Annotated in this window: 23 protein-coding genes; 8 read left to right on the forward strand and 15 right to left on the reverse strand. The window is 67.1% G+C overall.

The window, feature by feature from the left end; all coding sequences use genetic code 11:
* Nucleotides 1–84 precede the first annotated feature (84 nt).
* Entirely contained in the window at nucleotides 85–987 is a 903-nt protein-coding gene (locus tag ACYVDK_RS04140; RefSeq protein ID WP_460518357.1) for a carbohydrate ABC transporter permease, read from the reverse strand.
* The gene (locus tag ACYVDK_RS04145) at nucleotides 977–1,900 is read right to left on the reverse strand and encodes a carbohydrate ABC transporter permease (protein ID WP_460518360.1); all 924 of its coding nucleotides are present in this window, start codon (nucleotides 1,898–1,900) and stop codon (nucleotides 977–979) included. Before ACYVDK_RS04145 ends, ACYVDK_RS04140 begins: the two co-directional genes overlap by 11 nt.
* 273 nt (nucleotides 1,901–2,173) lie before the next feature.
* On the opposite strand from ACYVDK_RS04145, the gene ACYVDK_RS04150 reads away from it, so the two are divergent.
* Together ACYVDK_RS04150 and ACYVDK_RS04155 are read left to right on the forward strand one after the other, a co-directional pair.
* On the forward strand, nucleotides 2,174–3,517 hold the full coding sequence (locus tag ACYVDK_RS04150; protein ID WP_460518363.1) for an ABC transporter substrate-binding protein: 1,344 nt from the start codon (nucleotides 2,174–2,176) through the stop codon (nucleotides 3,515–3,517).
* 103 nt (nucleotides 3,518–3,620) lie between these two features.
* Nucleotides 3,621–4,748 (forward strand): dienelactone hydrolase family protein, encoded by a 1,128-nt coding sequence (locus ACYVDK_RS04155; RefSeq protein ID WP_460518366.1) that lies wholly within the window; start codon nucleotides 3,621–3,623, stop codon nucleotides 4,746–4,748.
* Between the two features lie 311 nt (nucleotides 4,749–5,059).
* On the opposite strand, the gene ACYVDK_RS04160 is transcribed toward ACYVDK_RS04155, so the two are convergent.
* The 4 genes from ACYVDK_RS04160 to ACYVDK_RS04175 all read right to left on the reverse strand — a co-directional run bounded on the left by ACYVDK_RS04160 (nucleotide 5,060) and on the right by ACYVDK_RS04175 (nucleotide 9,362).
* Nucleotides 5,060–5,578, reverse strand: a complete 519-nt coding sequence (locus ACYVDK_RS04160; RefSeq protein WP_460518369.1) for a DinB family protein — start codon at nucleotides 5,576–5,578, stop codon at nucleotides 5,060–5,062.
* A gap of 95 nt (nucleotides 5,579–5,673) precedes the next feature.
* The gene (locus tag ACYVDK_RS04165; protein WP_460518372.1) at nucleotides 5,674–6,723 is read right to left on the reverse strand and encodes a cyclase family protein; all 1,050 of its coding nucleotides are present in this window, start codon (nucleotides 6,721–6,723) and stop codon (nucleotides 5,674–5,676) included.
* 52 nt (nucleotides 6,724–6,775) lie between these two features.
* Complete coding sequence (locus ACYVDK_RS04170; RefSeq protein WP_460518375.1) at nucleotides 6,776–7,957, reverse strand: cystathionine gamma-synthase; 1,182 nt, start codon at nucleotides 7,955–7,957, stop codon at nucleotides 6,776–6,778.
* A gap of 25 nt (nucleotides 7,958–7,982) precedes the next feature.
* Nucleotides 7,983–9,362 (reverse strand): cystathionine beta-synthase, encoded by a 1,380-nt coding sequence (locus ACYVDK_RS04175; protein ID WP_460518378.1) that lies wholly within the window; start codon nucleotides 9,360–9,362, stop codon nucleotides 7,983–7,985.
* A gap of 276 nt (nucleotides 9,363–9,638) precedes the next feature.
* On the opposite strand from ACYVDK_RS04175, the gene ACYVDK_RS04180 reads away from it, so the two are divergent.
* Nucleotides 9,639–10,313, forward strand: a complete 675-nt coding sequence (locus ACYVDK_RS04180) for a metal-dependent transcriptional regulator (protein ID WP_460518381.1) — start codon at nucleotides 9,639–9,641, stop codon at nucleotides 10,311–10,313.
* Nucleotides 10,314–10,421: 108 nt separating this feature from the next.
* Here ACYVDK_RS04180 and ACYVDK_RS04185 read toward each other — a convergent pair whose 3' ends face one another.
* Nucleotides 10,422–11,639, reverse strand: coding sequence for an MFS transporter (locus tag ACYVDK_RS04185; RefSeq protein ID WP_460518384.1), 1,218 nt, complete (start codon nucleotides 11,637–11,639; stop codon nucleotides 10,422–10,424).
* Nucleotides 11,640–11,844: 205 nt separating this feature from the next.
* On the opposite strand from ACYVDK_RS04185, the gene ACYVDK_RS04190 reads away from it, so the two are divergent.
* Nucleotides 11,845–12,522 (forward strand): GntR family transcriptional regulator, encoded by a 678-nt coding sequence (locus tag ACYVDK_RS04190; protein WP_460518386.1) that lies wholly within the window; start codon nucleotides 11,845–11,847, stop codon nucleotides 12,520–12,522.
* 29 nt (nucleotides 12,523–12,551) lie between these two features.
* Here ACYVDK_RS04190 and ACYVDK_RS04195 read toward each other — a convergent pair whose 3' ends face one another.
* Complete coding sequence (locus ACYVDK_RS04195; protein WP_460518389.1) at nucleotides 12,552–14,204, reverse strand: glycoside hydrolase family 13 protein; 1,653 nt, start codon at nucleotides 14,202–14,204, stop codon at nucleotides 12,552–12,554.
* 282 nt (nucleotides 14,205–14,486) lie between these two features.
* Between ACYVDK_RS04195 and ACYVDK_RS04200 the strand changes: the two genes are divergently transcribed.
* From ACYVDK_RS04200 to ACYVDK_RS04215, 4 genes are all read left to right on the forward strand, one after another.
* Nucleotides 14,487–15,845: an ABC transporter substrate-binding protein gene (locus ACYVDK_RS04200; RefSeq protein WP_460518392.1), complete on the forward strand. Its 1,359-nt coding sequence runs from the start codon at nucleotides 14,487–14,489 to the stop codon at nucleotides 15,843–15,845.
* Between the two features lie 104 nt (nucleotides 15,846–15,949).
* Complete coding sequence (locus ACYVDK_RS04205) at nucleotides 15,950–16,909, forward strand: carbohydrate ABC transporter permease (RefSeq protein WP_460518394.1); 960 nt, start codon at nucleotides 15,950–15,952, stop codon at nucleotides 16,907–16,909.
* A complete protein-coding gene (locus ACYVDK_RS04210) occupies nucleotides 16,909–17,748 on the forward strand; it encodes a carbohydrate ABC transporter permease (protein ID WP_460518397.1) in 840 nt (279 codons plus the stop codon). The genes ACYVDK_RS04205 and ACYVDK_RS04210 overlap by 1 nt, the downstream gene beginning before the upstream one ends.
* Nucleotides 17,749–17,809: 61 nt before the next feature.
* Nucleotides 17,810–18,823 carry a LacI family DNA-binding transcriptional regulator gene (locus ACYVDK_RS04215; RefSeq protein ID WP_460518399.1) on the forward strand — a complete coding sequence of 338 codons (1,014 nt, stop codon included), beginning with the start codon at nucleotides 17,810–17,812 and terminating at the stop codon, nucleotides 18,821–18,823.
* 138 nt (nucleotides 18,824–18,961) lie between these two features.
* On the opposite strand, the gene ACYVDK_RS04220 is transcribed toward ACYVDK_RS04215, so the two are convergent.
* The 7 genes from ACYVDK_RS04220 to pdhA all read right to left on the reverse strand — a co-directional run bounded on the left by ACYVDK_RS04220 (nucleotide 18,962) and on the right by pdhA (nucleotide 26,191).
* Complete coding sequence (locus ACYVDK_RS04220) at nucleotides 18,962–20,164, reverse strand: MFS transporter (protein ID WP_460518488.1); 1,203 nt, start codon at nucleotides 20,162–20,164, stop codon at nucleotides 18,962–18,964.
* A 121-nt stretch (nucleotides 20,165–20,285) separates the two neighbouring features.
* Nucleotides 20,286–20,795: a MarR family winged helix-turn-helix transcriptional regulator gene (locus tag ACYVDK_RS04225; protein WP_460518402.1), complete on the reverse strand. Its 510-nt coding sequence runs from the start codon at nucleotides 20,793–20,795 to the stop codon at nucleotides 20,286–20,288.
* Nucleotides 20,796–21,114: 319 nt separating this feature from the next.
* The gene (gene rplL, locus ACYVDK_RS04230) at nucleotides 21,115–21,507 is read right to left on the reverse strand and encodes a ribosomal protein bL12 (protein WP_460518405.1); all 393 of its coding nucleotides are present in this window, start codon (nucleotides 21,505–21,507) and stop codon (nucleotides 21,115–21,117) included.
* Between the two features lie 72 nt (nucleotides 21,508–21,579).
* A complete protein-coding gene (gene rplJ, locus ACYVDK_RS04235) occupies nucleotides 21,580–22,095 on the reverse strand; it encodes a 50S ribosomal protein L10 (RefSeq protein WP_460518408.1) in 516 nt (171 codons plus the stop codon).
* Nucleotides 22,096–22,646: 551 nt separating this feature from the next.
* Nucleotides 22,647–24,002 carry a dihydrolipoamide acetyltransferase family protein gene (locus tag ACYVDK_RS04240; protein WP_460518411.1) on the reverse strand — a complete coding sequence of 452 codons (1,356 nt, stop codon included), beginning with the start codon at nucleotides 24,000–24,002 and terminating at the stop codon, nucleotides 22,647–22,649.
* Nucleotides 24,003–24,014: 12 nt separating this feature from the next.
* Nucleotides 24,015–25,010: an alpha-ketoacid dehydrogenase subunit beta gene (locus ACYVDK_RS04245; RefSeq protein WP_460518414.1), complete on the reverse strand. Its 996-nt coding sequence runs from the start codon at nucleotides 25,008–25,010 to the stop codon at nucleotides 24,015–24,017.
* Nucleotides 25,007–26,191: a thiamine pyrophosphate-dependent enzyme gene (pdhA, locus tag ACYVDK_RS04250; protein ID WP_460518417.1), complete on the reverse strand. Its 1,185-nt coding sequence runs from the start codon at nucleotides 26,189–26,191 to the stop codon at nucleotides 25,007–25,009. Before pdhA ends, ACYVDK_RS04245 begins: the two co-directional genes overlap by 4 nt.
* Nucleotides 26,192–26,216: the final 25 nt, after the last annotated feature.

A 26,216-nucleotide genomic window follows, 5' to 3' on the forward strand; every position in this document is an offset into this window, starting at 1 on the left:
ACAGGCTCAACCAGCGGGAGGGGGTGGCTGCACCGGCGGGAGAGGAGCGGCTCAACCAGCCATAGGGGGCTCGACCAGCTCTGATTACTTGATGCCGGTGGTGGCGATGCCCCTGATGAGAAAGCGCTGGCCGATCAAGAAGGCGATGAACACCGGCACGAGCGAGACGACCGACATGGCGAACAGTTCGCCCCAGTTGCCACCGGTCTGATTGTCGATGAACTGGCCGAGCGCGACCTGCACCGTCCAGGTGTGCGGTTGGGTCAGGTAGACGATCGGGCCGAAGAACTCGTTCCACATCCAGATGAACGTGAAGATCGTCGTGGTGGCCAGTGCCGGGGTCATCAGCGGCAGGATGACACGGAAGAAGATGCGCGGATGCCCGCATCCGTCGATCCTGGCCGCCTCGTCGAGCTCCCGGGGGATGCCGCGGATGAACTGCACCATCAGGAAGATGAAGAACGAGTCCGTGCCCAGCACCTTCGGCAGGATCAGCGGCCAGAACGTGTTCAGCATGTGCACGTACGAGAACATGATGTATTGCGGCACCAGCGTCACCTGGAACGGCAGCATGATCGTCAGCAGCATGATCGTGAACGCGACCCGCTTGAACCGGAACTCGAGCCGGGCGAAGGCGTAAGCCGCCAGCGAGCACGCGAACAGGTTGCCGATCACGGCACCGAGCACGATGATGAGGGAGTTGCCGAGGTAGAGCCCGAACGGCGACGTCAGGGCGGTCCAACCGGCGGTGTAGTTCTGCCAGTCGAAGTGGTTCGGGATGATGCTCGGGTTGGTGAAGATCTCGTTGTTCGGGCGAAGCGAGCTGACGACCATCCACAGAAGCGGATAGATCATCAATATCGCCGCGGCGACCATGAAGACGTGCTTGATGGTGCTGCGCACGATGGCCCGGATGCCTCGCGATCGCTCGCGTCCCGTGCGGCCCGCCGGCACGAGCAGAGCCCTGGTTGCGGTCTCAGTTGTCATAGAACACCCAATACTTCGAGGTGACAAACGTCACGGCCGTGATGATGGCGATGATGATGAACAGCAGCCACGCCATCGCGGAGGCATACCCCATGTCGAACTGGTTGAAGCCCTGCTGGTACAGGTAGAGGGAATAGAACATCGTCGAATCCGACGGTCCACCGGTTCCGCCGGAGACCACGAACGCCTGGGTGAACGACTGGAACGCGCCGATCAACTGAAGAATGATGTTGAAGAAGATGATCGGCGACAGCATCGTCAGCGTGATGCTGAAGAACCGCCGCCACCTGCCGGCACCGTCGATCGACGCTGCCTCGTAATACATGTCGGGGATCTGACGCAGACCGGCCAGGAAGATGATCATCGGCGCTCCGAACGTCCACACATTCAGCAGGATGATCGTGCCGAGGGCGAACTGCGGGTCCGAGATCCAGCCAGGCATGTTGTGCAGCCCGATCAGCCCGAGCACCTGGTTCACCAGACCGCTCTGACCGAAGATCTGCCGCCACAGGATGGCCACCGCCACCGAACTCCCCAGCAGCGACGGCAGGTAGAACACCGACCGGTAGAACGGCAGCGCCCGCATGCCGCGATCCAGAAGCAGCGCCAGAGCAAGAGCCAGCACCAGCTGGATGGGCACCGACACGAACACGTACTCGAACGTGACCCGCAGCGAGTTGAGCAACCGCGGATCCTGGAACATCCGCACGTAGTTCTGCACGCCGATGAACGACGGCGCCTGGATCAGGTTGTAATTCGTGAGCGAGATCCACAGCGAAGCGACCATCGGCCCCGCCGTGATGAAGAGAAGGCCCAGCAACCACGGCAGCAAGAAGAAGAATGCCGCCTTGTTGTCGCGTTTGCCCGTCGTCTTGGACGATCTGACCGATCGCAGTTCTTCGAAGACGCTCACACGAGCCCCCTAGTAGTCGACGCTGAGTACAGGTCCTGGCGCGGCTGCCATCCGAAGGGACCGGAGGGGACGGGAAAGCGTTTGCCGGGGTTGTGGCAGACACGCTACAACGCACGGTGCGCGAACGTCAAGCCAGTCAGAAAACGTTTCCTGAGAATCACGCGGAACGCTTGACACCGCTCGAATCGGCTCCGGATAATTTGGGCAGACTTCATGGGAAAGCGTTTCCCCGCTCCCGACAGAGTCGCGACCACAGCATGGCAAGGAGGCCACATGTCACAGCAGCAGATCTCCCGGCGCCAGTTCGGGGCCCTCGCCCTGACCGGCATCGGGACCACACTTCTGCTCGCCGGGTGCGGAACATCCGCCACCCCCGCCGGTGGAGGCGCAACATCGACCGCAGCAGCCGGTGATGCGTTCAAGAAGGCCACACTCAACTTCGAGTGGTGGACCAACCCCGTGCGGTCCGAGTACACGGCCAAGATCATCCAGAACTACACGGCTGCACACTCGAAGGTGACGATCAACCAGGCGCCTGGGCAGTGGGCGACGTACTGGACCAAACTGTCGACGCAGGTGGCGGGGCAGACAGAACCCGACGTCATCCAGATGGACCAGGCGTACATCGCCGAGTACGGCGGCCGCGGCGCGCTGCTCGACATGTCGACTGTGGCGAGCCTCGACTTCACACCGCTGAAGTCGTCGCTGGCTGCCGGCACACTGAACGGCAAGCTGTACGGAATCCCTACCGGCAACAACGCATACGGCATCGCCGCGAACAAGACGCTGTTCCAGAAGGCGGGCGTCGAGGTTCCCGATGACAAGACGTGGACGTGGAACGACTACCTCGACACCTGCTCCAAGCTCAAGTCCGGATCCGGCGGCGCCTTCACCGGCAGCACGTGGCAGAGCAGCGATCAGGACCTGCAGCTGTGGCTGCACCAGCACGGTCAACAGCTCTACACCGACAAGGGCAAGCTCGGCTTCTCCGTCGACAATGCGACGAGTTGGTTCACCATGATCAAGAAGTTCTTCGACGCCGGCTACGGTCCCACGCCGGATGAGTTCACGAACGACGTCGCGGCCTCGCTGCAGCAGACCCTGTTCGGCACCAACAAGGCCGCTCTCGGATGGATGTGGAGCAACCAGGTCAGCGCCTACCAGCAGTCGAACGGTGGGGACCTGGTGCTGCTGCGTCCGCCGAGCGTCGCGGGAGCAGCAACCAAGAACGGTGTGTACTACAAGCCGTCGATGTACTGGTCGATCGGTTCGCAGACGAAGGCCGCAGCGCAGGCCGGCGGCATCATCAACTACTTCTTGAACGACACGTCAGCCGCGAAGCTGCAGCTGGCTGAGCGCGGCGTGCCGGTGAACCCCAAGGTGCTCGCCGTGGTCAAGCCGCTGCTGTCGGCCACCGACCAGTTGGGCGTCAAGTATCTGGAAGACATCAAGAGCGAGATCAAGTGGGTGCCGCCGGTGCCGCCGAAGGGGACGAGCACGGTCGCGGCGGTCGAGCAGCGCCACACACAGGACGTCATCTTCGGACGAGCCACCCCTGCGGCAGCGGCAGCGGCGTTCAAGACCGAGGTGCAGGGACTGATCGACTCCGCGGCATGATCCCTGTTCACCTGCGTCGGTGCCCGTTCCGGCCGCGCGGCCGGGGCGGGCACCGATTCGTCTGCGGCATGGTCTGTGCCAGCCCCACGGAGGAGTGCGCCGAGTGAGTTCGTCGGCGATACCTGGATACGAGGATTGGCCGGCGCATGCGTCGGGCACACCACCGTTCGCGGGAACGGATGCTCCGACGCAGGCACTCGCGGATGTCCTGGGCCTGCGCCGCAAGCCCGCGCCACCACACGTGCGCCGAGGAGAAGCGACGGTGCGCGACGGTGTCGCGATCACCCCACTGCGCTGGCGGGTGCAGTACGGGCCGGAGACTCAGGCGTGGGAACTGCGACCTGTGGTGTCGGCCCCGCGCGACAACGAGGCGGGCGCACGTCGAGCCGGCGGCGGTCCCCCTGGCTTGCTGCCGGGCATCCTCGCGCTGCATCAGCACGGCGGACACCGTTCGACTGGCGCCGCTCAGCTCATCGACTTCGACGGCGAGAATCCGGACGCCGTCGCGAATCGGCTCGCGCGGGCGGGTTTCGTGGTGCTGGCACACGACACGTTCTCGTGGGCGAGCAGGCGGTTCGACCTGTCGTCGCCGCCGCCGAAGCTCGCCCGCACCCGCGACGCGCTGCTCGCCCTGTCGGCCGCGAAGGGGCACGTGCCGAGCGACGACGAGCTCTTCGATGCAGTCTCATCGGCCCACGAAGACCTGGTCGCGAAGACGGCCGGCGTGCTCGGCCAGACGTTCGCCGGCATGGTCGTGGCCGACGACCTCATCGCCGCCGATGTGCTCGCCGGACTGCCCGGTGTGGACCCGAGCCGCCTCGGCGCGATCGGGTTCTCGGGCGGAGGCGGACGGGCGCATCTGCTCGCCGCACTGGACGACCGGATCGGCGCCGTGGTCATCGCGTGCATGATGGCGACGTTCGGCTCGCTCGTGCCGGACTACGTGGAGACGCACTCGTGGCTGCTGCACAGCCCCGGACTGCCCCGGCTGTGCGACTGGCCGGATGTGGCCCGGATCGGCGCCACCCGCGACCTGCTGGTGCTCTACGGCGAGCGCGACCCGCTCTTCCCACTGGACGGGATGCGCGCAGCACACGGTCGTCTGATGTCGTACCCGGGTTACGACGGCCGGTTCCTCGACGCCGGGCACGAGCTCACGGCCGAGATGCTGGACGCGGCGATCGAGTTCTTCTTGACTTGGCGCGCATCCGGGAATCGCATCACCGGCTGAGCGCTCCCGTCGGCTGAGCATGTCGAGGCGTCGAAACCAGCACGGGTGACGGGTACCGCGGGTTGAGGACGGGTACCGCGGGTAGACGACGGGTACCGCAGGCTGACGACGGGTACCGCAGGCTGACGACGGGTACCGCAGGCTGACGACGGGTACCACAGGCTGACGACGGGTACCACAGGTTGACGACGGGTACCGCAGGTTGAGCTTGTCGAAACCCGACGCCGCTTGAGGCTGGTTTCGACAAGCTCAACCAGCAACGGAGCGGGCCAACCAGCAACGGAGCAGGCTCAACCAGCGACGGAGCAGGCTCAACCAGCAGGACGCGCGCGCTGCGCGACCCCCCTCACGTACTCGGCCTGGCCGAGGTGCTTCACGTCGTCGTCGATGATGCTGATGAGGCGCACGCCGAGCGTGACCGGCGGATTCCAGCGGGTGTCGACGACGCGGTCGAGGTCGGCATCGCTCGTCGCGGCGATCCGGGCGAGCGTCACCTCCTGCGTGGTGTCGTAGTACCCGCGCAGGAGGTCGGGCGCGACTCGCACCGCGGCGACTTCGTCACTCGACTGCCCGTATCCTGAGGCGCCTGAAGAGAACGGGAGGCCGAACCGGTCGACCCACCCCTGGGAGGTCCACACCTGCTCGAGTCCGTACGCATCGGCGATCTGCGCGTCCTGTCCACGCGTCAAGTGCCACACCAGCCAGGCGATCGTGTTCGCCTCAGGATCGGGCCGGAACGTCAGCACGTGATTGTCAGCACCGTCCAAGAGACGATGCACGCCCTGGCCGACGCGCTCGACGGCATCCGACAGTAGGTCTCTGGTGTCCATTCGGGCGGCTCCTCGCTGCTTGGCTTCGATGAGGATGAGCGGGCATCCGGTCGACACGTTACGCGCGACCACTGACGCCGAAGGGCGACGTGCCGTCAGACGAGCGCGAACGCCCGCACCGGGAACGTGCCGAATCCCTCGACCGCAGGCGGAGCCGCGGTGAACCGCGCGCCGCGCGCCGGCAGGCCGCTGAGGCCCGTGAGGTGCTCGACGACGTGGATGCCGGCGGCGAGCAGCCCGGAGTGTGCCGGCCGCTCGCCTCCCGACTCGGTGTCATCGATGTTGAGCGAGTCGATGCCGACGAGCACCGCGCCCTGTTCGACGAGGTACGCGACGGCATCCGCGGCGAGGAAGGGGGCACCTCTCGAATACTCCGGCGTGCCGAAGTGGCGGTCCCAGCCGGTGTGCACGAGCACCGCGGCATCACGCACGTCGCGGTCGTAGAACACGGATGCCGGCACGCCGCGCTGCGTGGCATCCGCCACGTGCACGACCTCCGCGCGCAGGTCGACGAGCGTCGCCAGATCGAGCGAGGCGAGATCGCCGCCGTCAGCGTACCGGTGGTACGGGCTGTCGAGGTAGGTGCCGGTGTTGCCGATCATCGTGATGACGTCCATCGCGAACTCCGTGCCCGGCGCGTACACCCCGCGGGACGCCTCACGCGTGAGGTGCGGAGTGATGACCGGCGCGGGGAGGCCGGGGTAGGTGACAAGTCCATCACGGATGCGATGACTCAGGTCGATCACCGTGCGGCGGCTCGGCCGCGCCCGGCCGGCCTCCTGCGCGTCATCGGCGGGTCCACCGGTTGCGGCTCCCGCCTCTGTCACGGCTGCCGCCTCCGGCACGGCTCCCGGCTCCGGCCCGACTTCCGCCTCCGGCACGACTCCCGCCTCCGACACGGCTCCCGCCTCCGACGCGGCTTCCGGGATGCCCCGGCTCCCGCGGTGCTGCTCCGCCACGATCTTCACGCCACGCAGCTCGACGCGGCCCACGAGTGCTAGGCCGAGGTGTTGCACGAAGAGCCGGCCCACGGCATCCGTGTCGAGGTCCGCGCTCGGAAGGTCGAGCCGAAAACCCTCCGCGGTGAGCGACCCGCCGTTGACGAACTCGACGGTGGCGTCGAAGTGGGCGCGATATTCGGTCATGGGCTACTCCCCGGGAGGCTGACGTGGAACGCCAGACTATCGGCGTGCCGCCTCACCCGAGGCGGTCGAGCGCCTGCTCCACGTCGGCGACGAGGTCGTCGATCGACTCGATGCCCACTGACAGCCTCACGATGTTCGCAGGCACCTCCAGCGCCGTGCCGCGCACCGACGCGTGGGTCATCTCGCTCGGGTATCCGATCAGCGACTCCACGCCGCCGAGCGACTCGGCCAGCTGGAACACGCGGGTGGACTCGGCGAGCCGGCGGGCGGCATCCGCTCCCCCGCGCACGGCGACCGAGAGCATGCCGCCGAAGCGCGTCATCTGGCGTGCGGCCAGGTCGTGGCCCGGGTGCGACGGCAACCCCGGGTAGTAGACGCGCTCGATCGATGGATGCTCCGACATTCGCTCCGCGATCGCCTGCGCGTTCTCGGAGTGCCGCTGCATGCGCACGTCGAGGGTCTTGATGCCGCGCACGGTCAGCCACGCCTCCATCGGCGCGGCGATCGCGCCCGCGGCGAACTGCTGGAACGCCAGCTTCTCGGCGAGGTCGTGCAACGAGGGAGCGGCTTCGCGCACGATGACGGCGCCGCCGATCACATCGGAGTGGCCGCCGAGGTACTTGGTGGTCGAGTGCACCACCACGTCGGCGCCGAGCGCCAACGGCTGCTGCAGTGCGGGCGAGGCGAACGTGTTGTCCACGACGACCGTCGCGCCGACCGCGTGGCCCAGCTCGGCGAGCGCGGTGATGTCGCTGATCTTCATCAACGGGTTGCTCGGCGTCTCGATCCAGAGCATTCGGGTGCGGCTGGCGGCGAGCGCGTTCCGCACCGCGTCGAGGTCGGTGAGGTCGACAGCGGTGTGACGGATGCCCCACTCGCCGTGGATGCGATCGATCAGCCGGTAGGTGCCGCCGTACACGTCGTTGCCGAGCACCACGTGATCACCCGGGCGTAGCGCAGAGCGCAGCAGGGCATCCTCCGCCGCGAGTCCGGATGCGAACGCGAGTGCACGGTCACCGCCCTCGAGCGCGGCGAGCACCACTTCCAGCGACGTGCGCGTCGGGTTGCCGCTGCGGCCGTACTCGTAGCCGCCGCGAAGCCCGCCGATGCCGTCCTGCACGAACGTGGACGACTGGTAGATGGGCGGCACGACGGCCCCGGTCGTGGGGTCGAACTCCTGCCCGGCGTGGATGGCGCGGGTGGCGAATCCGGTCTCGGCGTGTGCTTCGGTCATGCTCGGCTCTCTTCGTTGTGGTCTGTCAGCGGCTCAGGAACGCGAGCAGGTCGGCACGGGTGAGCACCGAGAGCGGCTTTCCTTCATCCGTCACCAACAGGGCGTTCGCCTCGCCGAGAGCGGCACGCGCGGCCGCCACGGTCTCGTTCACACCGATCAGCGGAAGCGGCGGCGCCACGAGCGACCCGACGCTGTCGGTCAGGCCGGCCTCGCCGCCGAACACCAGATCGAGCAATGTGCGCTCGTCGAGCGACCCGACGACCTCGCCGATCACGACGGGCGGCTCAGCACTGAGGATGGGCAACTGGCTGACGCCGTACTCCGTCATGATGGCGATCGCGTCGTGCACGGTGTCCGACGGATGCGCATGCACGAGATCCGGCAGCGCCGAAGACTTCGAGGCGATCACCTCGCGCACCGTCGCCTCGCCGGAGACATCGCTGAAGCCGTAGGAGCGCATCCAGCGATCGTTGAAGATCTTGCCCAGGTAACCGCGCCCACCGTCGGGCAGCAGCACGACCACGATGTCGTCGGGTCCCAGGCCGCGCGCGACGCGCAGTGCGGCGACCACGGCCATCCCACTGGATCCGCCGACGAGCAGCCCCTCTTCTCTGGCAAGCCGTCTGGTCATCGCGAACGAGTCGGCGTCGGAGACCGCGATGATCTCGTCGGGAACCGACCGGTCGTAGGCGTCCGGCCAGAAGTCCTCGCCGACGCCCTCCACGAGGTACGGCCGGCCGGTTCCGCCGGAGTACACAGAACCCTCGGGGTCGGCGCCGATGATCCGCACCCGACTCTCGGAGATCTCCTTGAGGTACCGTCCGGTTCCGGTGATCGTGCCGCCGGTGCCGACGCCCGCGACGAAGTGCGTGACACGCCCGTCGGTGTCGCGCCAGATCTCCGGACCCGTCGTCTCATAGTGGCTGCGCGGCCCGTTCGGGTTCGCGTACTGGTTCGGCTTGTAGGCGCCGGGGATCTCGCGCACCAGCCGGTCCGAGACGCTGTAGTACGAGTCGGGATCGTCGGGCGCCACAGCTGTCGGTGTGACCACGACCTCGGCGCCGTACGCGGTGAGCACGTTGCGCTTGTCCTCGCCCACCTTGTCGGGGAGTACGAAGACGCAGCGGTAGCCGCGCTGTTGCGCCACCAGGGCGAGGCCGACACCCGTGTTGCCGCTGGTCGGCTCGACGATCGTGCCGCCAGGCTTCAGCAGGCCGTCTCGCTCGGCGGCGTCGATGATGCGCTCGGCGATGCGGTCCTTGCTGGATCCGCCCGGATTGAAGTATTCGACCTTCACGAGCACTGTCGCACGGATCGGGTCGACACCGTTGTCTTCGGTGACGCGATTCAGGCGCACGAGCGGGGTGTCGCCGATCAGGTCGGTGACGGAGGCGGCGAACTTCATGGTGATCCTGTCGTTGTGCTTCGTATCGGGGCGGTCGATGGCGGATGCCTCGCGCACGCCCGGTCAGATCACTCAGCGATCACACGGCTGGGGCGGCGCGCCTCAGCGACGACAACAGTTCAGGAACACGCCATCCACCCTACCCACAAGCCCCCTCTACACCTATTTCAGGTTGGAAGACCCATTCCCGGCCCCTTGCGTCCTTGGCGTCGGCTCGGAGCCTGAAAAGGTGCCGGCGAGAACCCTCGGTATCGAGGCATCCCTAGACTGATCGCCATGTCCGTCTCGTCTCTCACGAACACGGCGCAGGACTACCTGAAGGTGATCTGGGCCGCGAACGAGTGGGAGCAGGTTCCCGTGACAGTCACCGCGCTGGCCGCACGCATCGGGGTGCGAGCCGCGACGGTGAGCGACGGCATCCGACGCCTGACCGAGCAAGGACTCGTGGTGCACGAGCCGTACGGCGCGGTCGCGCTGACCGAGACCGGACGGATGCACGCACTGGCGATGGTGCGCAGGCACCGGCTGATCGAGACATTCCTGGTGGAGACGCTCGGGTATCCCTGGGACGAAGTGCACGACGAGGCCGAAGTGCTCGAGCACGCGGTCTCCGACACGCTCATCGACCGCATCGACGCCGCGCTCGGGCATCCGGTGCGCGATCCCCATGGAGACCCGATCCCCACCGCCGACGGCGACCCGCGCACCCCGCACGCCCTTCCGCTTCTGGAGGCGGAGCCGAACGCAGCGCTGCACGTGGTGCGCATCTCGGACTCCGATCCGGCGGTGCTGCGCTACCTGGCCGAGCGGGGCATCCGCCTGGATGCCCGGGCCGCCCTGCTCGAGACCCGCCCCTTCACCGGCGACATCGTCGTCTCGGTCGACGACGGCGACCCGATCACGGTGGGCGATGTCGCGGCTCGCGCGATCTGGGTGGCACCGGTCGACTGACAGGGCGACCGCACGAAATGCGGTCGCCCCCTCAGTCCGGTCGCAGCTTCTGTCGCTTTCCGGCAGGGGTGGCGACGAAAAGTGCGACCTGAACTGAGTACTTCCCCTTCAAGCCACGCTGCGAGCGGGCGCGAGGGCCTCGGGCTCGACCTCGGCCGGCTCGCGCGGCACGAGCGGCACGGCGGCGACCGGCGCCAGCGCCACCAGTGCGAACGCGAGCGGGTACCCGACCAGTGTGATGAGTCCGCCGACGGCCGGTCCCACGATCGATGCGGCCAGATACTGTCCGGTGTTGTGCGTGCCGAGCGAGCGCCCCGACCAGAACGGCCCTGCCAGCTCCGCCACCGCCGTGTAGGTCAGCCCGTTGTCGGCGACGGTGATCGTGGCCGCCACGATGAGTACGGCGGCGCCGACCCAGGCAGGGGCCAGTCCGCTGACCCCCAAAATGACCATCACCCCGCCCGCGGCCCACGCCACCCAGCGCAACGGACGCATTCTGCTTCCCACCCGGTCCGAGAGCACACCGATCGCGACGCGACCGAGCGCGCCGACGAACTGCGAGAGACCGACCACGAGACCGGCAGTCGTCGTGCTCATCCCCCGGTCCGCCGTCAGCCACACCAGTCCGAAGATCGAGACGGTGAACTGCGGAACCACCAACAGGGCGGCCGCCAAGTGGATGCGCACCAGCGTCACCGACCCCTGGTACGGGTTCGCGGGACGCCCGGCGGCATCCGCTCCCGACCGTGCCGGGCGTGGCGGGTCGACGATCACCACGGCGCTGAGCACGGCGAGCATCGCCGTCAGCACGAGCGGCAGCGCCATCGCCGCCGAAACGCCGCCGGATGCCGCCAACGGCGGCACAGCGATCGCCGCGACCGCGACCCCCAGCGGCTGGCACATCTGCCGGATGCCCATCACGAACCCGCGCCGTTCCTTGCGGAACCAGCCGACGACGACCCGCCCGCTCGCGACGTTCGTGCCCCCCGACACGGCGCCGCCGAGCAGCAGGAATCCGCCCAGCCCCAGGTATCCCGACGCGGTCATCGCGCCGATTGCGGCGAGCGCGGTCAGCGCCATGCTTCCGGCGATCACCCATCGCTCGCCGATGCGGTCCGTGAGGGCACCCCACGCCACGAGCGTGATCACGAGGCCCAGTGTCGGTGCGGATGCCAGCAGTCCGGCCTGCGCGAGCGGAACGCCGCGCTGCGTGTGCAGCAGCGGGATGAGAAAGGCGGGTGCCGACTGGAACACCGTGCCCGCGGCTTGTGCCATGACGGCCGTCGCGAGCATGAGCCACGGCCGAAGCGATCCCGTCCGGGGCATCGAGGCTGGGTGTGCTGGTCGTCTCGGCGCCATGAGGCCTTCTCCTTACCGTCCGGCCGCACGCCCGGACACCATGCCGGTCTCCGGAAGGCGCGGCCTCGGGCTCGTTCGACCGTGACTCGTGCTCGTTACGGGATACCATAGTGGTATACCAATGCGTTCGCAAGCGGTGTCCCCCGCGGCTCGCGTTGCCCATACTGGAGGGATGCAAGGCGCCTCACAAACCGATCAGGTCTACGACCAGGTTCGGCAGGCCATCCTGTCGCTCGACATCGTGCCCGGGGCACGACTGAGCGAGCGCGGCCTCGAGGCGGAGTTCGGGGCATCCCGCACTCCCGTTCGTGCTGCACTGATGCGATTGCAGAACGAGGGCCTCGTGGCACGCGACGGCCGCGCCTGGCACGCCACGCCGATCGATCTCGACGAGGTGACCGCGCTCTCCGAATACCGGGAGGCCGTGGAGGCGGCGGGGGCCCGACTGGCGTGCGAACGGGCATCCGACGACCAGCTCGCGCGGTTCGCCGGGTCGGTGACGGCGCAGAGCACCGAGCCCGATGACGAGCACGCCGGCATGCGGCGCGGTTCGGACTTCCACGAGGGTCTGGCCGCACTCAGCGGCAACGCCTTCATCGCCCAGGCCGTCGCCGACGCCGTCACGCGCATGGCCAGGGCCCGCTGGCTCGAGATGCGCACCGAGGAGGGCAGGGCCGCCGCGTGGAACGAGCACGCCGGCATCGTGGATGCCATCGCGCACCGTGACGCGGATGCCGCAGCCGCAGCGATCGCGCACCACACGCACGCGAACCTCGACCGCCTGCTTGCGTCCATCCGTTCCGACCGCCGCGCGTTCGGCGCACGGGGCCTGCGCATCGTCGGCGAGTGATCGGCGAGCGGCTCAGCGCAGCCAGCGGATCAGCGCAGCCAGACGGCCGCGTCGGGCCGGAGCATTCCGCGCTGCACGGCTTCGCCGTCGCTGGCCAGCAGCACTTCGGCCCCTGCAGGAAGTGCGACAGGATGCTCGCCGTAGTTGGCGATGACTCGCACGCCCGAGTTCTCGAAGTCGAGCGTGGCCGCATCCGAAGCGTTCCAACGCAGCCCTCCGCCGCCGAGCCCGAGTCCCCTCCGCAACGCGATAGCACTCCGATAGAACTCGAGCGTCGAGCCCGGTGCGCCCTGTTGCCGATCGACGGCGAGTTCGCCGAACACGGCGGGCTGGGGCAGCCAGGTCGCGCCGGTCGGTCCGAATCCGAACCCGGGAGCGTCCGCCGCCCAGGGCAGGGGCACGCGGCAGCCATCCCGGCCGACCCGCGCGCCCTCGGTTCGGAAGAACGTCGGGTCCTGCCTGGCGTTGGCCGGAAGCGTCGTGTGCTCCGGGAGGCCGAGTTCCTCTCCCTGATACAGGTAGGCGGACCCTGGCAGCGCCAGCATCATCAAGGTCGCCGCCCGGCCGCGTTGCAATCCGACGACCGCATCGGGTTGCAGGTCGTCCGGGCCGATGCCGTGACGCGCCGCAGCGGCATCCGGCTCGCCGAACCGTGAGGCATGCCGCACGACGTCGTGGTTGGAAAGCACCCAGGTGGTCGTCGCCCCGACTCGGGCATTCGTGGCCAGGGCCTGGTCGATCGTGCGTTTCACGTTCGCCGCGTCCCACCCGGCAGTGAGGAACTCGAAGTTGAAAGCCTGCTGCATCTCGTCATGACGCACGTATCGAGCCAGCCGTTCGGGTTCGAACACCCACGCCTCGGCGACGAGCATGCGTGGCGGCCGATACTGCGCGAGCACGGCGTTCCACCCGCGATAGATGTCGTGCACGTCATCCTGGTCCCACATGGGCCCGGCGAGCTCGGCCTCGGTCGCCCGGTCGGTGTCGGGCAGGCCGTCTCGTTTGATCAGGCCGTGCGCGACATCCACACGGAACCCGTCGACGCCGCGGTCGAGCCAGAACCGCAGGATGTCTTCGAAGGCCTCGACGACGGCATCGGAGCGCCAGTCGAGGTCGGGCTGCCCCGGATCGAACAGGTGCAGATACCACTGGCCGGGCGTGCCATCGGCCTCCTCGACGCGCGTCCACGCCGGGCCGCCGAAGACCGACCGCCAGTTGTTCGGAGGCTCGCCGCCGTCACGCCCCTTCCCGTCTCGAAAGATGTATCTGCCGCGTTCCGGGCTTCCGGGAGCGGATGCCAGTGCCGCACGGAACCACGCATGCCGGCTCGAAGTGTGGTTGGGCACGAGATCGACGATGAGCTTCAATCCGCTGGCGTGTGCGGCCTGCAGCAGTGCGTCGAAGTCGGCGAGGGTGCCGAAGATCGGATCGACGTCGAGGTAGTCGGCGACGTCGTACCCGGCGTCGGCCTGCGGCGAAACGTAGAAGGGTGAGAGCCACAGGGCGTCGACGCCGAGTGAGACCAGATGGTCGAGGTGATCGAGGACTCCACGGAGGTCGCCCATGCCGTCGCCGTTCGCATCGGCGAACGACCGCGGGTAGATCTGGTAGATGACCGCATCCCGCCACCACTGATCGGCATCTATCCGGCCGGATGTGTGAGCGTTCACGGTGATCGCCACGACGAACTCCTTCCAGCGGCGGGTCGCGCCGCGCTTCTGTTGCTGTGCCCGAGAACGTTCATAACGCTTTGAACACATCGATGCAAGCGATTACATGAAACGCTTGCATTCCGAGCCTGAACGCGCATAACGTGACCTCGGACTTGAAGAACACGGCGTCGCGCCGGCCTCTCGGTCCAGAACCGCAGCATCATCCCCTCGCCCGACGCACAGTCGACGGGCGCCGGACGCACCCCAGAGTCGGAGTCGCACGGTCGGCTCCATCACCAGGAGAAGAGGATCATGATCGGAAACATCACACGCCGCAGACGAGGACGGACGGCCCGCATCACGGCCGTCGCCGTGGCCGCTGCTTCGGCACTCCTGCTCTCGGCATGCAGTGCCGGAGGCTCGAGCGGCGGATCGACGAGCGGAACGAGCAGCACGCCGTCCGGGAACGCCACCAAGGGCAGCATCTCCTTCTGGGCGGGCACCAACATCGTCGGCAACACCGACATGAACAAGGTGCTCATCGCCGCCTTCGAGAAGGAGTATCCGGGCATCTCGGTGAAGTACATCGTCGCCCCGCAGGACACCGACACCAACCGAGCGACCCTGACCACCCAGATCTCCGGTGGCAGCGGACCGGATGTCTTCCTCGGCGACGTGATCTGGCCCGCCCAGTTCGCCAGCCACCAGCTCGTCACGCCGTTGTCGAACTACCTTCCTTCCAGCTACTGGAAGCAGTTCGCGAACGGGCTCGTCGATGGAGCCACCTACAAGGGCAAGGTCTACGCGGCTCCGTTCTTCGAGGATCAGAGCTTCCTGTACTACCGCAAGGACATCCTCCAGGCGAACAACCTTCCGGTTCCCACCACGTGGGAACAGTTGGTGACCGAGGCCAAGCAAGTTCAGGCAAAGGGCCAGATCCAAGACGGATACGTCTTCCAGGGAGCCGACTACGAGGGCGCTACCTGCAACTACGTCGAGTTCCTGGCCGATGCCGGCGGAAAGGTTCTGAACACTGCAGGAACGAAGTCCGAGGTCGACAGCGCGGCGGCGTTGAAGGCCCTCACGTTCGAGCAGTCGCTGGTCAACGACGGCGTCAGTCCCAAGGCGCAGTCGACGTTCCAGGAACAGCAGTCGCTGAACGAGTTCAGCTCGGGCAAGGCGCTCTTCCTGCGCAACTGGGCATACGCCTACGCGGCTTCGCAGGGCACGGGCTCCGCGGTCACCGGCAAGGTCGGGATCGCACCGCTGCCCACCTTCGAAGGCCAGTCCAAGCCGGGTTACTCCAACATCGGAGGCTGGGACCTCTACATGAACCCGCACACGAAGAACCAGGCTGCCGACCTGACATTCATCAAGTGGATGACCGGTCAGACCGCGCAGAAGATCATCGCCACGCAGTTCAGCTACATTCCGACGAACGAGGCTGTGCGCACCACACCTGACGTCATCGCCAAGAGCGCCGTGCTCGCGACGGTGCCGAAGACCCGGTTGGTCGCCCGTCCGTCGAACACGCCGAACTATCCGGCGGTGAGCCAGGCGATCTACAACGCGGTCAACGGCGTTCTCGCCGGGTCGCTGCAGCCTGACGCGGCGATCAAGCAGATGAACTCGGGAATCACCACCGCACTGGGAAGTTCGGGCGGACTGTAAGATCTGGCCGACCGTCGGCGGGAGCGCGTCATCGATGCGCTCCCGCCGACGGTTCCAGTACCCGGCCACCACCGCATCAGCCCGATCGAGAGGAAACGTCGAAGATGACGACCAACACGGCTGCGCGAACCGGTCTTCGCGCCGCCAGACCGGCCCCGCCGCCCAAGCGGGGCGCGTATCACCGGCAGATGACGCGGGTCGGGTGGGGGTTCGCCTCCCCGGCTCTGATCATCGTCGCCGCGGTGACGCTCTTCCCGATCGCGTACAGCGTCGTGATGAGCTTCAGCAACGTGAACGTCACGGGCAACGGCTTCGAGCTCGACGGGTTCACGCTCAGCAACTACAGCATCGTGCTGAGCGCATCGCGCTGGCAGGAGGCGTTGCTCTTCACGGTCGGATTCACCGTGGTCACCGTGATCATCGAGCTGGTGCTCGGAACACTCATCGCACTCGTGCTCGAGAAGCTGATCGCGATGCGCGGATGGATGATGGCGGTACTGCTCATTCCGTGGTCGCTGATCACGGTCATCTCGGCCACATTGTGGGGCTACATCTTCGACCCGTCCTTCGGGGTCGCCGACGCCATCTTCAAGGCCCTCGGTCTCGGTTCGCCCGTCATCCTCGGCTCTCCTGCTCCCGCGATCGTCGCTCTGGTGATCGCGGATGTCTGGAAGACCACCCCGTTCGTGGCGATCCTGGTTCTCGCCGGCCTCGTCATGCTGCCCGGCGATGTCTTCGAGGCTGCAGAGGTCGACGGGGCGAGCGGCTGGAAGACGTTCTGGCGGGTGACGGTTCCCCTGCTCAGGCCGACCATCGCCCTGGCCGTTCTCTTCCGCATCCTGCAGGCGTTCGGCGTCTTCGATCTGCCGTTCGTGCTGACCCAAGGCGGTCCGGAGAACGCGACCACGTCGCTCGCGATCCTGGGTTATCAGGTCATGTTCCAGAACCTCCACTTCGGCCTCGGCGCGGCGATCGCCGTGACCTCGGCGCTGCTGGTCATCATCGGATGCCTGCTCTTCCTGCGCGTGTTCCGCTCGCAGGTGACCGAGACGGAGGAGAACTGATGTCGGCCGGTCGCACATCGCGCGGCGGCAAGATCGGGCTGACGATCGCAACCGCCGTCATCTTCGTGTTCGTGATGACGCCGATCTACTGGCTGATCTCGACGGGGTTCAAGACGACGGCAGGCGTCGCGGCGCCCTCACCGCAGTGGTTCCCCAATCCCGTCTCGTTCGAGAACTACATTCAGGCGTTCGCGGACTACTCGTTCGGCATCTACATCATCAATTCCGTGATCGTCGCCGTCGTCTCCACGTTCCTGGTGCTGGTGTTCGGCACACTGGCGGGCTACGCGTTCGCGAAGCTCCCGCTGCGGGGCAAGCTGCCCATGCTGGTCGCACTGCTCATGATCAGTGTGTTCCCGGCGATCGCCTTGATCGCCCCGTTGTATCTGCTCATGCGCGACCTGAACTGGCTGAACAGCTACCAGGCGCTGATCATCCCCTACACCGCACTCAATCTGCCGTTCTCGATCTGGATACTGCGGAACTACTTCCTCGGCGTGCCCGACGAGATCGAGGAGTCAGCGCGCATGGATGGCGCAGGTCCGTTCCGCACACTGTTCACCGTGGTGCTGCCCATGGCCTTGCCCGGATTGTTCACCGCAGGAATTTTCGCCTTCACGGCGTGCTGGACGGAGTTCCTGATGGCGTTGTCGTTCAACTCGGAGAACAGCTTTCGAACGATTCCCGTCGGCATCGCCCTGTTCGGCACTCCGCACGTGACGCCGTACGGCATCATCTTCGCTGCGGCGACAGTGGCGATCGTGCCGATAGCGGTTCTGGTCTTCGTGTTCCGCAAGTCGGTGGTCTCCGGGCTCACATCGGGAGCGGTCAAGGGGTAGCAGTGTACGAATCGCCGGACTCACGGTCACTGCGCGCCGTAGGCATTGCCGAAGGCGCGCAGTGACCGGTATCGAAGACGTCGCCAGACTCTCCGGCGTTTCCACCGCCACCGTCTCCCGGGCGCTGCGCGGGCTGCCGAACGTGTCACCGAGCACGCGTGATGCGATCCGGAGGGTGGCGGACGAGCTGGGCTACGTGCCGTCCTCGATCGCCGCGGGTCTCGCCTCCGGCCACACCATGGCCATGGGAGTGGTGGTGCCCACCATCGCGCCGTGGTACTACGCGACGGTGGTCGAGGGCATCGACTCGGCGTTGCGAGCGGCGAGCTACGACCTCATCCTGTTCAATCTCGGTGGGTGGCCGGGCGGGGAACGCGAGCGCGTCTTCCACCGATCGATCCTGCGTAAGCGAACGGATGCCCTGATCGCCCTGAACGTCGACTTCACGGCCGAGGAGCGGCGCCAACTCGCCTCTACGGGACATCCTGCGATCATCGTGGGAGGCGCCGTTCGTGGGCTCCGCCACGTCGACATCGGCGAGCAGCAGGCGGCCCGACTGGCGACGGAGCACCTTCTGGCACTGGGACATCGCCACATCGTGCACCTGGCGGGCGATACCGTACCTGGGCTCACGAAAGACGTCCCGATCAAACGACGCCGCGGATACGAGGCCGCACTCGTCGACGCCGGGGTGACGCCGTGTGCCGACTCGAGCATTCCGGTCGGGTACCGGGTCGACGAGGCCAAGTCGGCGTTCGCAGCGTTGCTGGATTCCTCCGCAGCCCGCCCGAGCGCGGTCTTCGCCGACACCGACGAGATGGCGATCGGGGCGATTCTCGCTGCGCGCGATGCCGGCCTGCGAGTGCCCGAAGACCTTTCGATCGTCGGGATCGACGATCACCCGCTGGCGGCGCCTTTCGGTCTCACGACTGTTGCGCAGGATGCGTTCGGTCAGGGCGTGCTGGCCGCCGAGATGTTGCTGGCCGAGCTCGAAGACCCCGCGGCCAAGCACCGCTCCGTGCGATACCCGGTGCAACTGGTGCTGCGCGGCAGCACCGCCCCGCCTGCAGGCTGACCGTTCGCGGGATTCGGCCGGCCTGCGGGAGAACGGACGGCCTGCCGGATGAATCGGCGTGAGTCATCCGGCGCATCGTTGAAGCTCCGGCCGAGCGAACCGTGGCGTGCTCCGACCACGACGCTCGAGCACAGCGCCTCAGTCGGCGTCGCCGATTCCGATCGCCTCCGCCTGCTGCTCCGCGTCTTCGATCGCCCCGTCTGCACGGCGCAGGGCACGCCGACCGAACAGGATGATGAACGTAGAGATCACGAGAACGACCGCGCCGAAGAGGAACGGCACCGCGGCGCCGAACGCGCCACCGAGGGCAGCGGCGACCGGCGGGGCGATCGCGCCACCGATGAACCGCACGCCGGAGTAGGCCGATGACGCGACGGGCCGCGGCAGATCCGTCGCCTCCATCGAACACTCCGTGAGCACCGTGTTCAGGATGCCGAGGAAGATGCCGCCGACGATGACGAGCACGATGATCGCGACCATCGACTTCACGAAGAGTGCGACGAGCAGCAGGTCGATCGCGAGCAGCGGGATGACTGCTATCAGCACGGTCGTGCGGCGCATCCGGTTTGTCAGAGCCGGCGCGAGCCACACCGACGCAACCGCCAGGCACACACCCCAGCCCGTGAAGATGAGGCCGAGCGGGATCGCGTCAGCGAGTCCGAGATCGGCGAGCGCGAACGGTGTGTAGGCCAGCAGCACGAAGAAGCCCATGTTGTAGAACAGTGCAGCAGCGGCCATGACGCCGAGCCCGGGCTTCGCCAGTCCACGGAACGGCGCGGTGAGCTTGGTGGGAACGGGCTTCTTCTCGTCCCTGGCACGCAGCATGGTCACGATGGCGAGGAATCCGACGGCCATCAGAGTGGCGGTGCCGAAGAACGGGCCGCGCCACGAGACGCTGCCGAGCAGCCCGCCCACGAGAGGACCGAGGGCCATGCCCAGGCCGAGCGCCGCCTCATACAGGATGATCGCCTGCGACGCCCCGCCGGAAGCCGCCCCGACGATCGCGGCGAGCGCCGTGGAGATGAAGAGCGCGTTGCCGAGGCCCCAGCCGGCGCGGAATCCGATGATGTCCCATACCGATCCGCTGGCGCCGGCGAGAGCCGCGAACACGACGATCACCGCAAGGCCGATGAGCAAGGTCTTCTTCGTGCCGATGCGCGTGGAGAGCCAGCTCGTGAAGAACATCGCGGCGCCGGTGATCAGCAGGTAGGTGGTGAAGAGAAGCTCGGTCTGCGCCGCGGTCGCCTTCAGGCTGCTGGCGATGGCCGGGAGGATCGGGTCGACCAGGCCGATGCCCATGAACGACACGACGCACGCGAAGGCGACGGCCCACACGGCCATCGGCTGCTTCAGGATGCTCTTGCCGCCGGAGCGCGCCGCACCGTGCGATGCGTGATGGCCGGCGTTGCCGGGCTGCGGAATGGAGTTCGTATCGGAGGAGATGTCGGTCTGCGTCATCGTGTTAGTCGTTCGTCTTTCGTGAGGGTGATTCCGGCGAGTTGGATGCCCGCGCAATGCGCGGAAGCAGGATCTCCAACGCGTGCTGCACGGTGCGACGGTCGTCGCCGTCGAGGTCTTCGAAGTACGGGAGCAGCGCCGTCGCCAGCGTGTTGCGCCACTCGGTGAGCTGGATGATGCCCTTTGCGGAGATGCCGATCTGCCAGGCCCTCGCGTCGTCGGCATCCGCGATGCGCTTCACCCACTCGCGCTCGACCAGCCCGGCGACGATCTTGGTCATCGTCGGCTGGGCGACCTGGCTGGCGGCGGCGAGCTCGCCGAGACGCATCGGCCCTGACTGCTGAAGGACTGCCAGCGTGCGCCAGGTCGCCGGGCCTTCCGGGCCACCGGAGAGCCGGTGGGCGAGCCGGGTCACACGACCACCGAGTTGCACGAAATCACTGAGGAGGTATCGCAGTTCGGCTTCGCTGCCCGTCTGGTCCCTGACGCGCAGCGAGATCGGTTCGGTAAGCATGAAACAATCATATATAGCTAGGCTATATATTTCAAGTCACGCAACCCGGCCATCCGCCGAGACTACGTATCCGGCGGCGAGACTATGGTCAATGGCCGTAGTCTCGCCGCCGGTTTCGTAGCCTCGGTGCCGGTTTCGTAGCCTCGGTGCCGGATCCGTAGTCTCGACGGCCGGCCACCAGTCTCGGCGCGGAAACCACACGCGGAGACCACCGTCTCTTCGGCCGGGCACGACGAAGGGCGCCGTCCCTGGCCGCAGCCTGAGGGATGACGCCCTTGCCTGGTTCCGCGTGGAACTGGTGCCCCTGACGGGGCGCCTACTACTTGAGCGTGACGGTCGCGCCGGCCTCTTCGAGAGCGGCCTTCGCCTTGTCAGCAGCCTCCTTGTTCGCGCCCTCGAGCACGGCCTTCGGGGCGCCGTCGACGACGGCCTTCGCCTCGCCGAGGCCGAGCGAGGTCAGTTCACGCACGACCTTGATGACCTGGATCTTCTTCTCACCGGCAGCCTCGAGGATGACGTCGAAGGAGTCCTTCTCCTCAACCTCTTCGGCAGCGGCACCGGCGCCCCCGGCGGCCGGGGCGGCAACGGCGACGGGCGCAGCGGCGGTGACCTCGAAGGTCTCCTCGAACGCCTTGACGAACTCCGACAGCTCGATGAGCGTCAGACCCTTGAACTGCTCGAGCAGTTCCTCGGTGGACAGCTTTGCAGCCATTTTCTTCTCCTTGGTTTCTTGTCGTGTACTCACCGCGGTGAGCATCCATCGCCCCGAAGGGCGAGCGGATGCCTACGCTGCGGACTCCTGCTTCTCACGCAGCGCGTCGACCGTGCGAACGGCCTTCGACAGCGGTGCGTTGAACAGATATGCGGCTCCGAACAGCGAGGCCTTGAAGGCACCGGCCAGCTTGGCCAGCAGCACCTCACGGGACTCGAGGTCGGCGAGCTTGCCTACCTCTTCGGCGGAAAGGGCGGCACCGTCGAAGTACCCGCCCTTGACCACGAGAAGAGGGTTCGCCTTGGCGAAGTCGCGCAGACCCTTGGCGACGTTCACGGGGTCACCGTGCACGAAGGCGATCGCGGACGGTCCGGCGAGCTCGTCGTCGAACGTCGAGATGCCGGCGTTGTTCGCCGCGATCTTGGTCAGCGTGTTCTTCACCACGGCGTAGGTCGCGTCTGCACTGATGGAACGACGGAGCTCCTTGAGCTTCGCAACAGACAGACCGCGATACTCGGTCAGCAGAACGGCGGTCGAGCTCTTGAACTTCTCCTCGAGCTCGGCAACCGTGGCTTCCTTGTTCGCCATGGCCACTCCTCTTACTTGCGAGACGCGCGGCGGATGCTGCGCGTCGCCTTCAGACCGTCTGAGAGAAAGAAAAACGCTCCATGCGCAGGCACGGAGCGTGTCGGATGCCCGCACTACGCGGGCTTCGTCTCGATCTCACCTGCGCGGGCCGTCTCGATCCGATCGGCAACTCCGGTGTTGAACCGGGTGCTGACCAGCGCGAGAGCCTTCGATCGACGTGCGCGCACGCCGATGACCGGCGGTCTTGGGCTTCGTCAAGCGTACGTGACGCGCGACGGATGCTGCAAATCGCGGCATGCATGCACGCGTTCGACAGGACATCCACCTCGAAGCATGCCCATCCGGCATGTTCTCGGCGGGAGAGCGCGATCTGTCATGTCGAGCGAGGGGTGACGGTGCATCCCCGACCTGGAGGGCGACCAGACCGCCTGCACCTGGGTCGTCGTCGCCACCCGGCTGCTGCACCGGCTGAACGAGTTCTGAGCCGGGTACGGGTCGGCCGGCCGGCTCCGAGCATCCGTGGCGCTCCATCACGCACGGGTGAAAACGGGTCAGGCGAGGATCGTCCAGGGGTCCTCGATGAGTCTCGTGAACGTCTGCAGCCACTGCGCGGCCAGTGCGCCGTCGATGATGCGGTGGTCGCTGTTCAGGGTGTAGCGCATGCGGCGACGCGGCACGATCTGCCCGTCGACCACGGCCGGCTCCAGCTTCGTGCCGCCGACCGCGAGGATCGCACCCTCCGGCGGGTTGATGATCGCGGTGAATTCCTCGACCCCGTACATGCCGAGGTTGCTGATGGTGAAGGTGCCGCCGCTCATCTGATCCGGTGTGAGCTTGCGATCCTGCGCCAAGGTCACCAGGCGCTTCGCCTCCTCGGCCAGCCGCCCGACGGACTTGGTGTCCGCGTCGTCGATCACCGGCACGACGAGCCCGTGGTCGGAGGCGACGGCGATGCCGATGTTGATGCGGTGGTGCACCTGCATGGCGGTGGAATCGTCGCCCGGGTAGCTGGCGTTCACCAGCGGATGCTCGCGGAGCGCGAGTGCAGCGGCCCGAACGAGCAGGTCGTTGACGCTGATCTTCTGCCGGCCCGCTGCGACGAGACGTTCGTTGAGCGTGGCGCGCATGGTCATCAGCTCTTCGGCGTCTGCCACCGCGGTGACGGCGAAGTGCGGGATGCTCCGGGCGCTCTCCGCGAGACGCCGCGCGATCACCCGCCGCACGGAGTCCATCGGCACCTGCTCGGTGCCGCGGCGCTCGTCCAGCGACGAGGGCGCCGCCGCAGGTTTTGCCGGCGCGGCCGGAGCTGCAGCGGGCACTGCCGCCGGCCGACCCGCGGCCGGAGTCGGCTGGGCGGCCGCGCCCTGCTCGGCCGGCACACCGGGCGTCGGAGCGCCGATCAGGTTCTCGACATCGGCTCGGATGATCCGTCCGCCGGGCCCGGAGCCCGTCACAGAGCGCAGGTCGATGCCGTGCTCGCGTGCGATGGTGCGCACAACGGGAGAGGCGAGCAGCCGCTCGCGCGAGTTCGCACCGGAGGCGCCGGGGGTCGGAACCTCCGGAACAGTCGAGGCCTCCGCCTTCACCGGCTCATCGGCCGCGGCGACGACTTCTTCCGGAATGGTCGCCTGCGATGCGCTCGGCGCCGCACCGTCGTCACCCGAACCGCCAGGTGTGCCGTCGAGTTCGGCGATCGGCGTTCCGATCGTCACCGTCTCACCCTCAGGTACGAGGATCGCCGTGAGCACACCGGCTTCGTACGCCTCGAACTCCATCGTGGCCTTGTCGGTCTCGATCTCGGCCAGCACATCGCCGGCCTCGACGTGATCCCCGATCTTCTTGTGCCAGGTGGAGATGGCGCCCTCCTCCATGGTGTCGGAGAGGCGGGGCATGGTGATCTGTTTCATGTCGATTCCTTCTCAGCGCCGACGCCCGACGGCGTCGAGCGTCTCGCGGATGGCGCTCACGACGTCGTCGAACGACGGCAGTGCCGCGGTCTCCAGCGGCTTCGCGTAGGGCATCGGCACCTCGGCCATCGCCACGCGGCGCACCGGGGCATCCAGATAGTCGAACGCTCCGTCCGAGATCGATGCGGCGACCTCTGCGCCGATGCCGTAGGTGAGCCAGTCGTCTTCGAGCATGACGGCGGCGTTCGTCTTCTTCACCGATTCGATGATGGTGTCGCGGTCCAGCGGCCGCAGGCTGCACAGATCGATCACCTCGATGTCGAGACCGTCGGTCTCGGCGAGGCGTTCGGCGGCCTGCTTGGCGACCACGGCCATCCGCGAGTATCCGATCAGGGTCAGGTCCTTGCCCTCACGGGTCACCTTCGCCTTGCCGATCGTGGCCGGCTCGAGAACGTCGGGCACCTCGCCCTTCGTGTTGTAGAGCGCAAGGTTCTCCAGGAAAAGCACCGGGTCGTCGTCGCGGATGGATGCCATCAGCAGTGCCTTGGCGTCGGCAGGCGTCGCCGGGGCGACCACCTTCAGCCCCGGCACGAACGCGTAGTAGAGCTCGATGTTCTGCGAGTGCGAGGCACCGAGCTGCTGGCCGCCGCCACCGGGGGTGCGGATGACCATGGGCACGCTGAGCTGCCCGCCGAACATGCCATGGATCTTCGCCGCGTGGTTCACGATCTCGTCGAGCGCGAGGAGCGAGAAATTGATCGTCATGATCTCAACGACCGGGCGCAGACCGAGCATGGCCGCACCGATCGCGGCTCCGGTGAAGCCGCCCTCGGAGATCGGGGTGTCGCGCACACGGCGAGCGCCGAACTCCTTGAGCAGGCCGGCCGTGATCTTGTACGAGCCGTCGAAGATGCCGATCTCCTCGCCCATCAGCATCACGTTCTCATCGCGCAGGAGCTCCGCGCGAAGCGTGTCGTGCAGGGCCTGGCGGTACGTCATCTCGGTCATGCGGCACCTCCTTCGGCCGAATTCGAAACAGCAGGGGCCGGAACGGGAAGCGCCGGGTACAGCGGCTGGCCCGGATACCTGCGGGAATCGTTCGGCACCGGGGTGGCGTAGGTGTAGTCGAACAGGGTGGATGCTTCGGGCTGCGGGCTCGAGGAGGCGAACGCGGCGGCGTCGTCGACTATCGCCATGACATCCGCGTCGATCTTCGCCAGGGCGGCGTCATCGAGCACGCCCGCCTTCTTCAGCGCATCGGCGAACGTGTGCACGGGGTCGTGCTCCTTCAGCCCCGCCACCTCTTCTGCGCTGCGGTACTTCGCCGGGTCGACGACCGAGTGGCCGCGCAGGCGCTCGGTCATCACCTCGAGGAGGTACGGTCGGCCGCCTCGCGCGACCTCCACCGCGTGCTTCGCGGCCTCGGCGGTCTTCTCGGGGTCGAGGCCGTCAACCCTGGCGGACTCGATGCGGTAGGCGGCACCGCGCTTGTACAGCTCGGGCTCCGCCGAGGAGTGCTCGACGTCTGTGCCCATTCCGAGACCGTTGTTGATGATCACGTAGACGATCGGCAGATCCCACAGGCCTGCCAGGTTGACCGACTCGTGGAAGGCGCCGGTCGCCGTGGTTCCGTCGCCCATGGTGCACATCACGATCTCGGGGCGATCCTGGTATTGCAGTGCCAGGGCTGCACCGGTGGCGATGGGCAGCTGACCACCGACGATTCCGTACCCGCCGAGCAGGCGATGCGTCACGTCGAACATGTGCATCGAACCGCCCCAGCCCTTCGAGACGCCGTCGACGCGGCCGTAGAGTTCGGCCATCACCTTGCGTGGGTCGATTCCGCGATCGATCGCGTAACCGTGCTCACGGTAGTTCGTGAAGAGGTAGTCGCCGGCGTCGAGCTCGCCGAGCAGGCCGACGATCGCGGCCTCCTCGCCGAGGTTCAGGTGACAGTAGCCACCGATCAGGGCCTCCGTGTATGCGCGCTGCGCCCTCTCCTCGAACCGTCGGATCAGCACCATCCGCCGGTAGTAGTCCGTCAACCGTTGCCGCCGCGCCTCGTCCGCCTTCGCACGAGGCGGCGTAGCCTTCGCCGAGCCGGTGTCGCTCGACCGTGGCCGGGTTGTGCGTGTGGTGGGCTTGGTGCGTGCGGACGCGGTGCGTGTCGTCCGGGCCGGATCGGCCATCGATCGTTCTCCTCCCGGCGCTTTG

The organism is Humibacter antri (genome assembly GCF_054777235.1).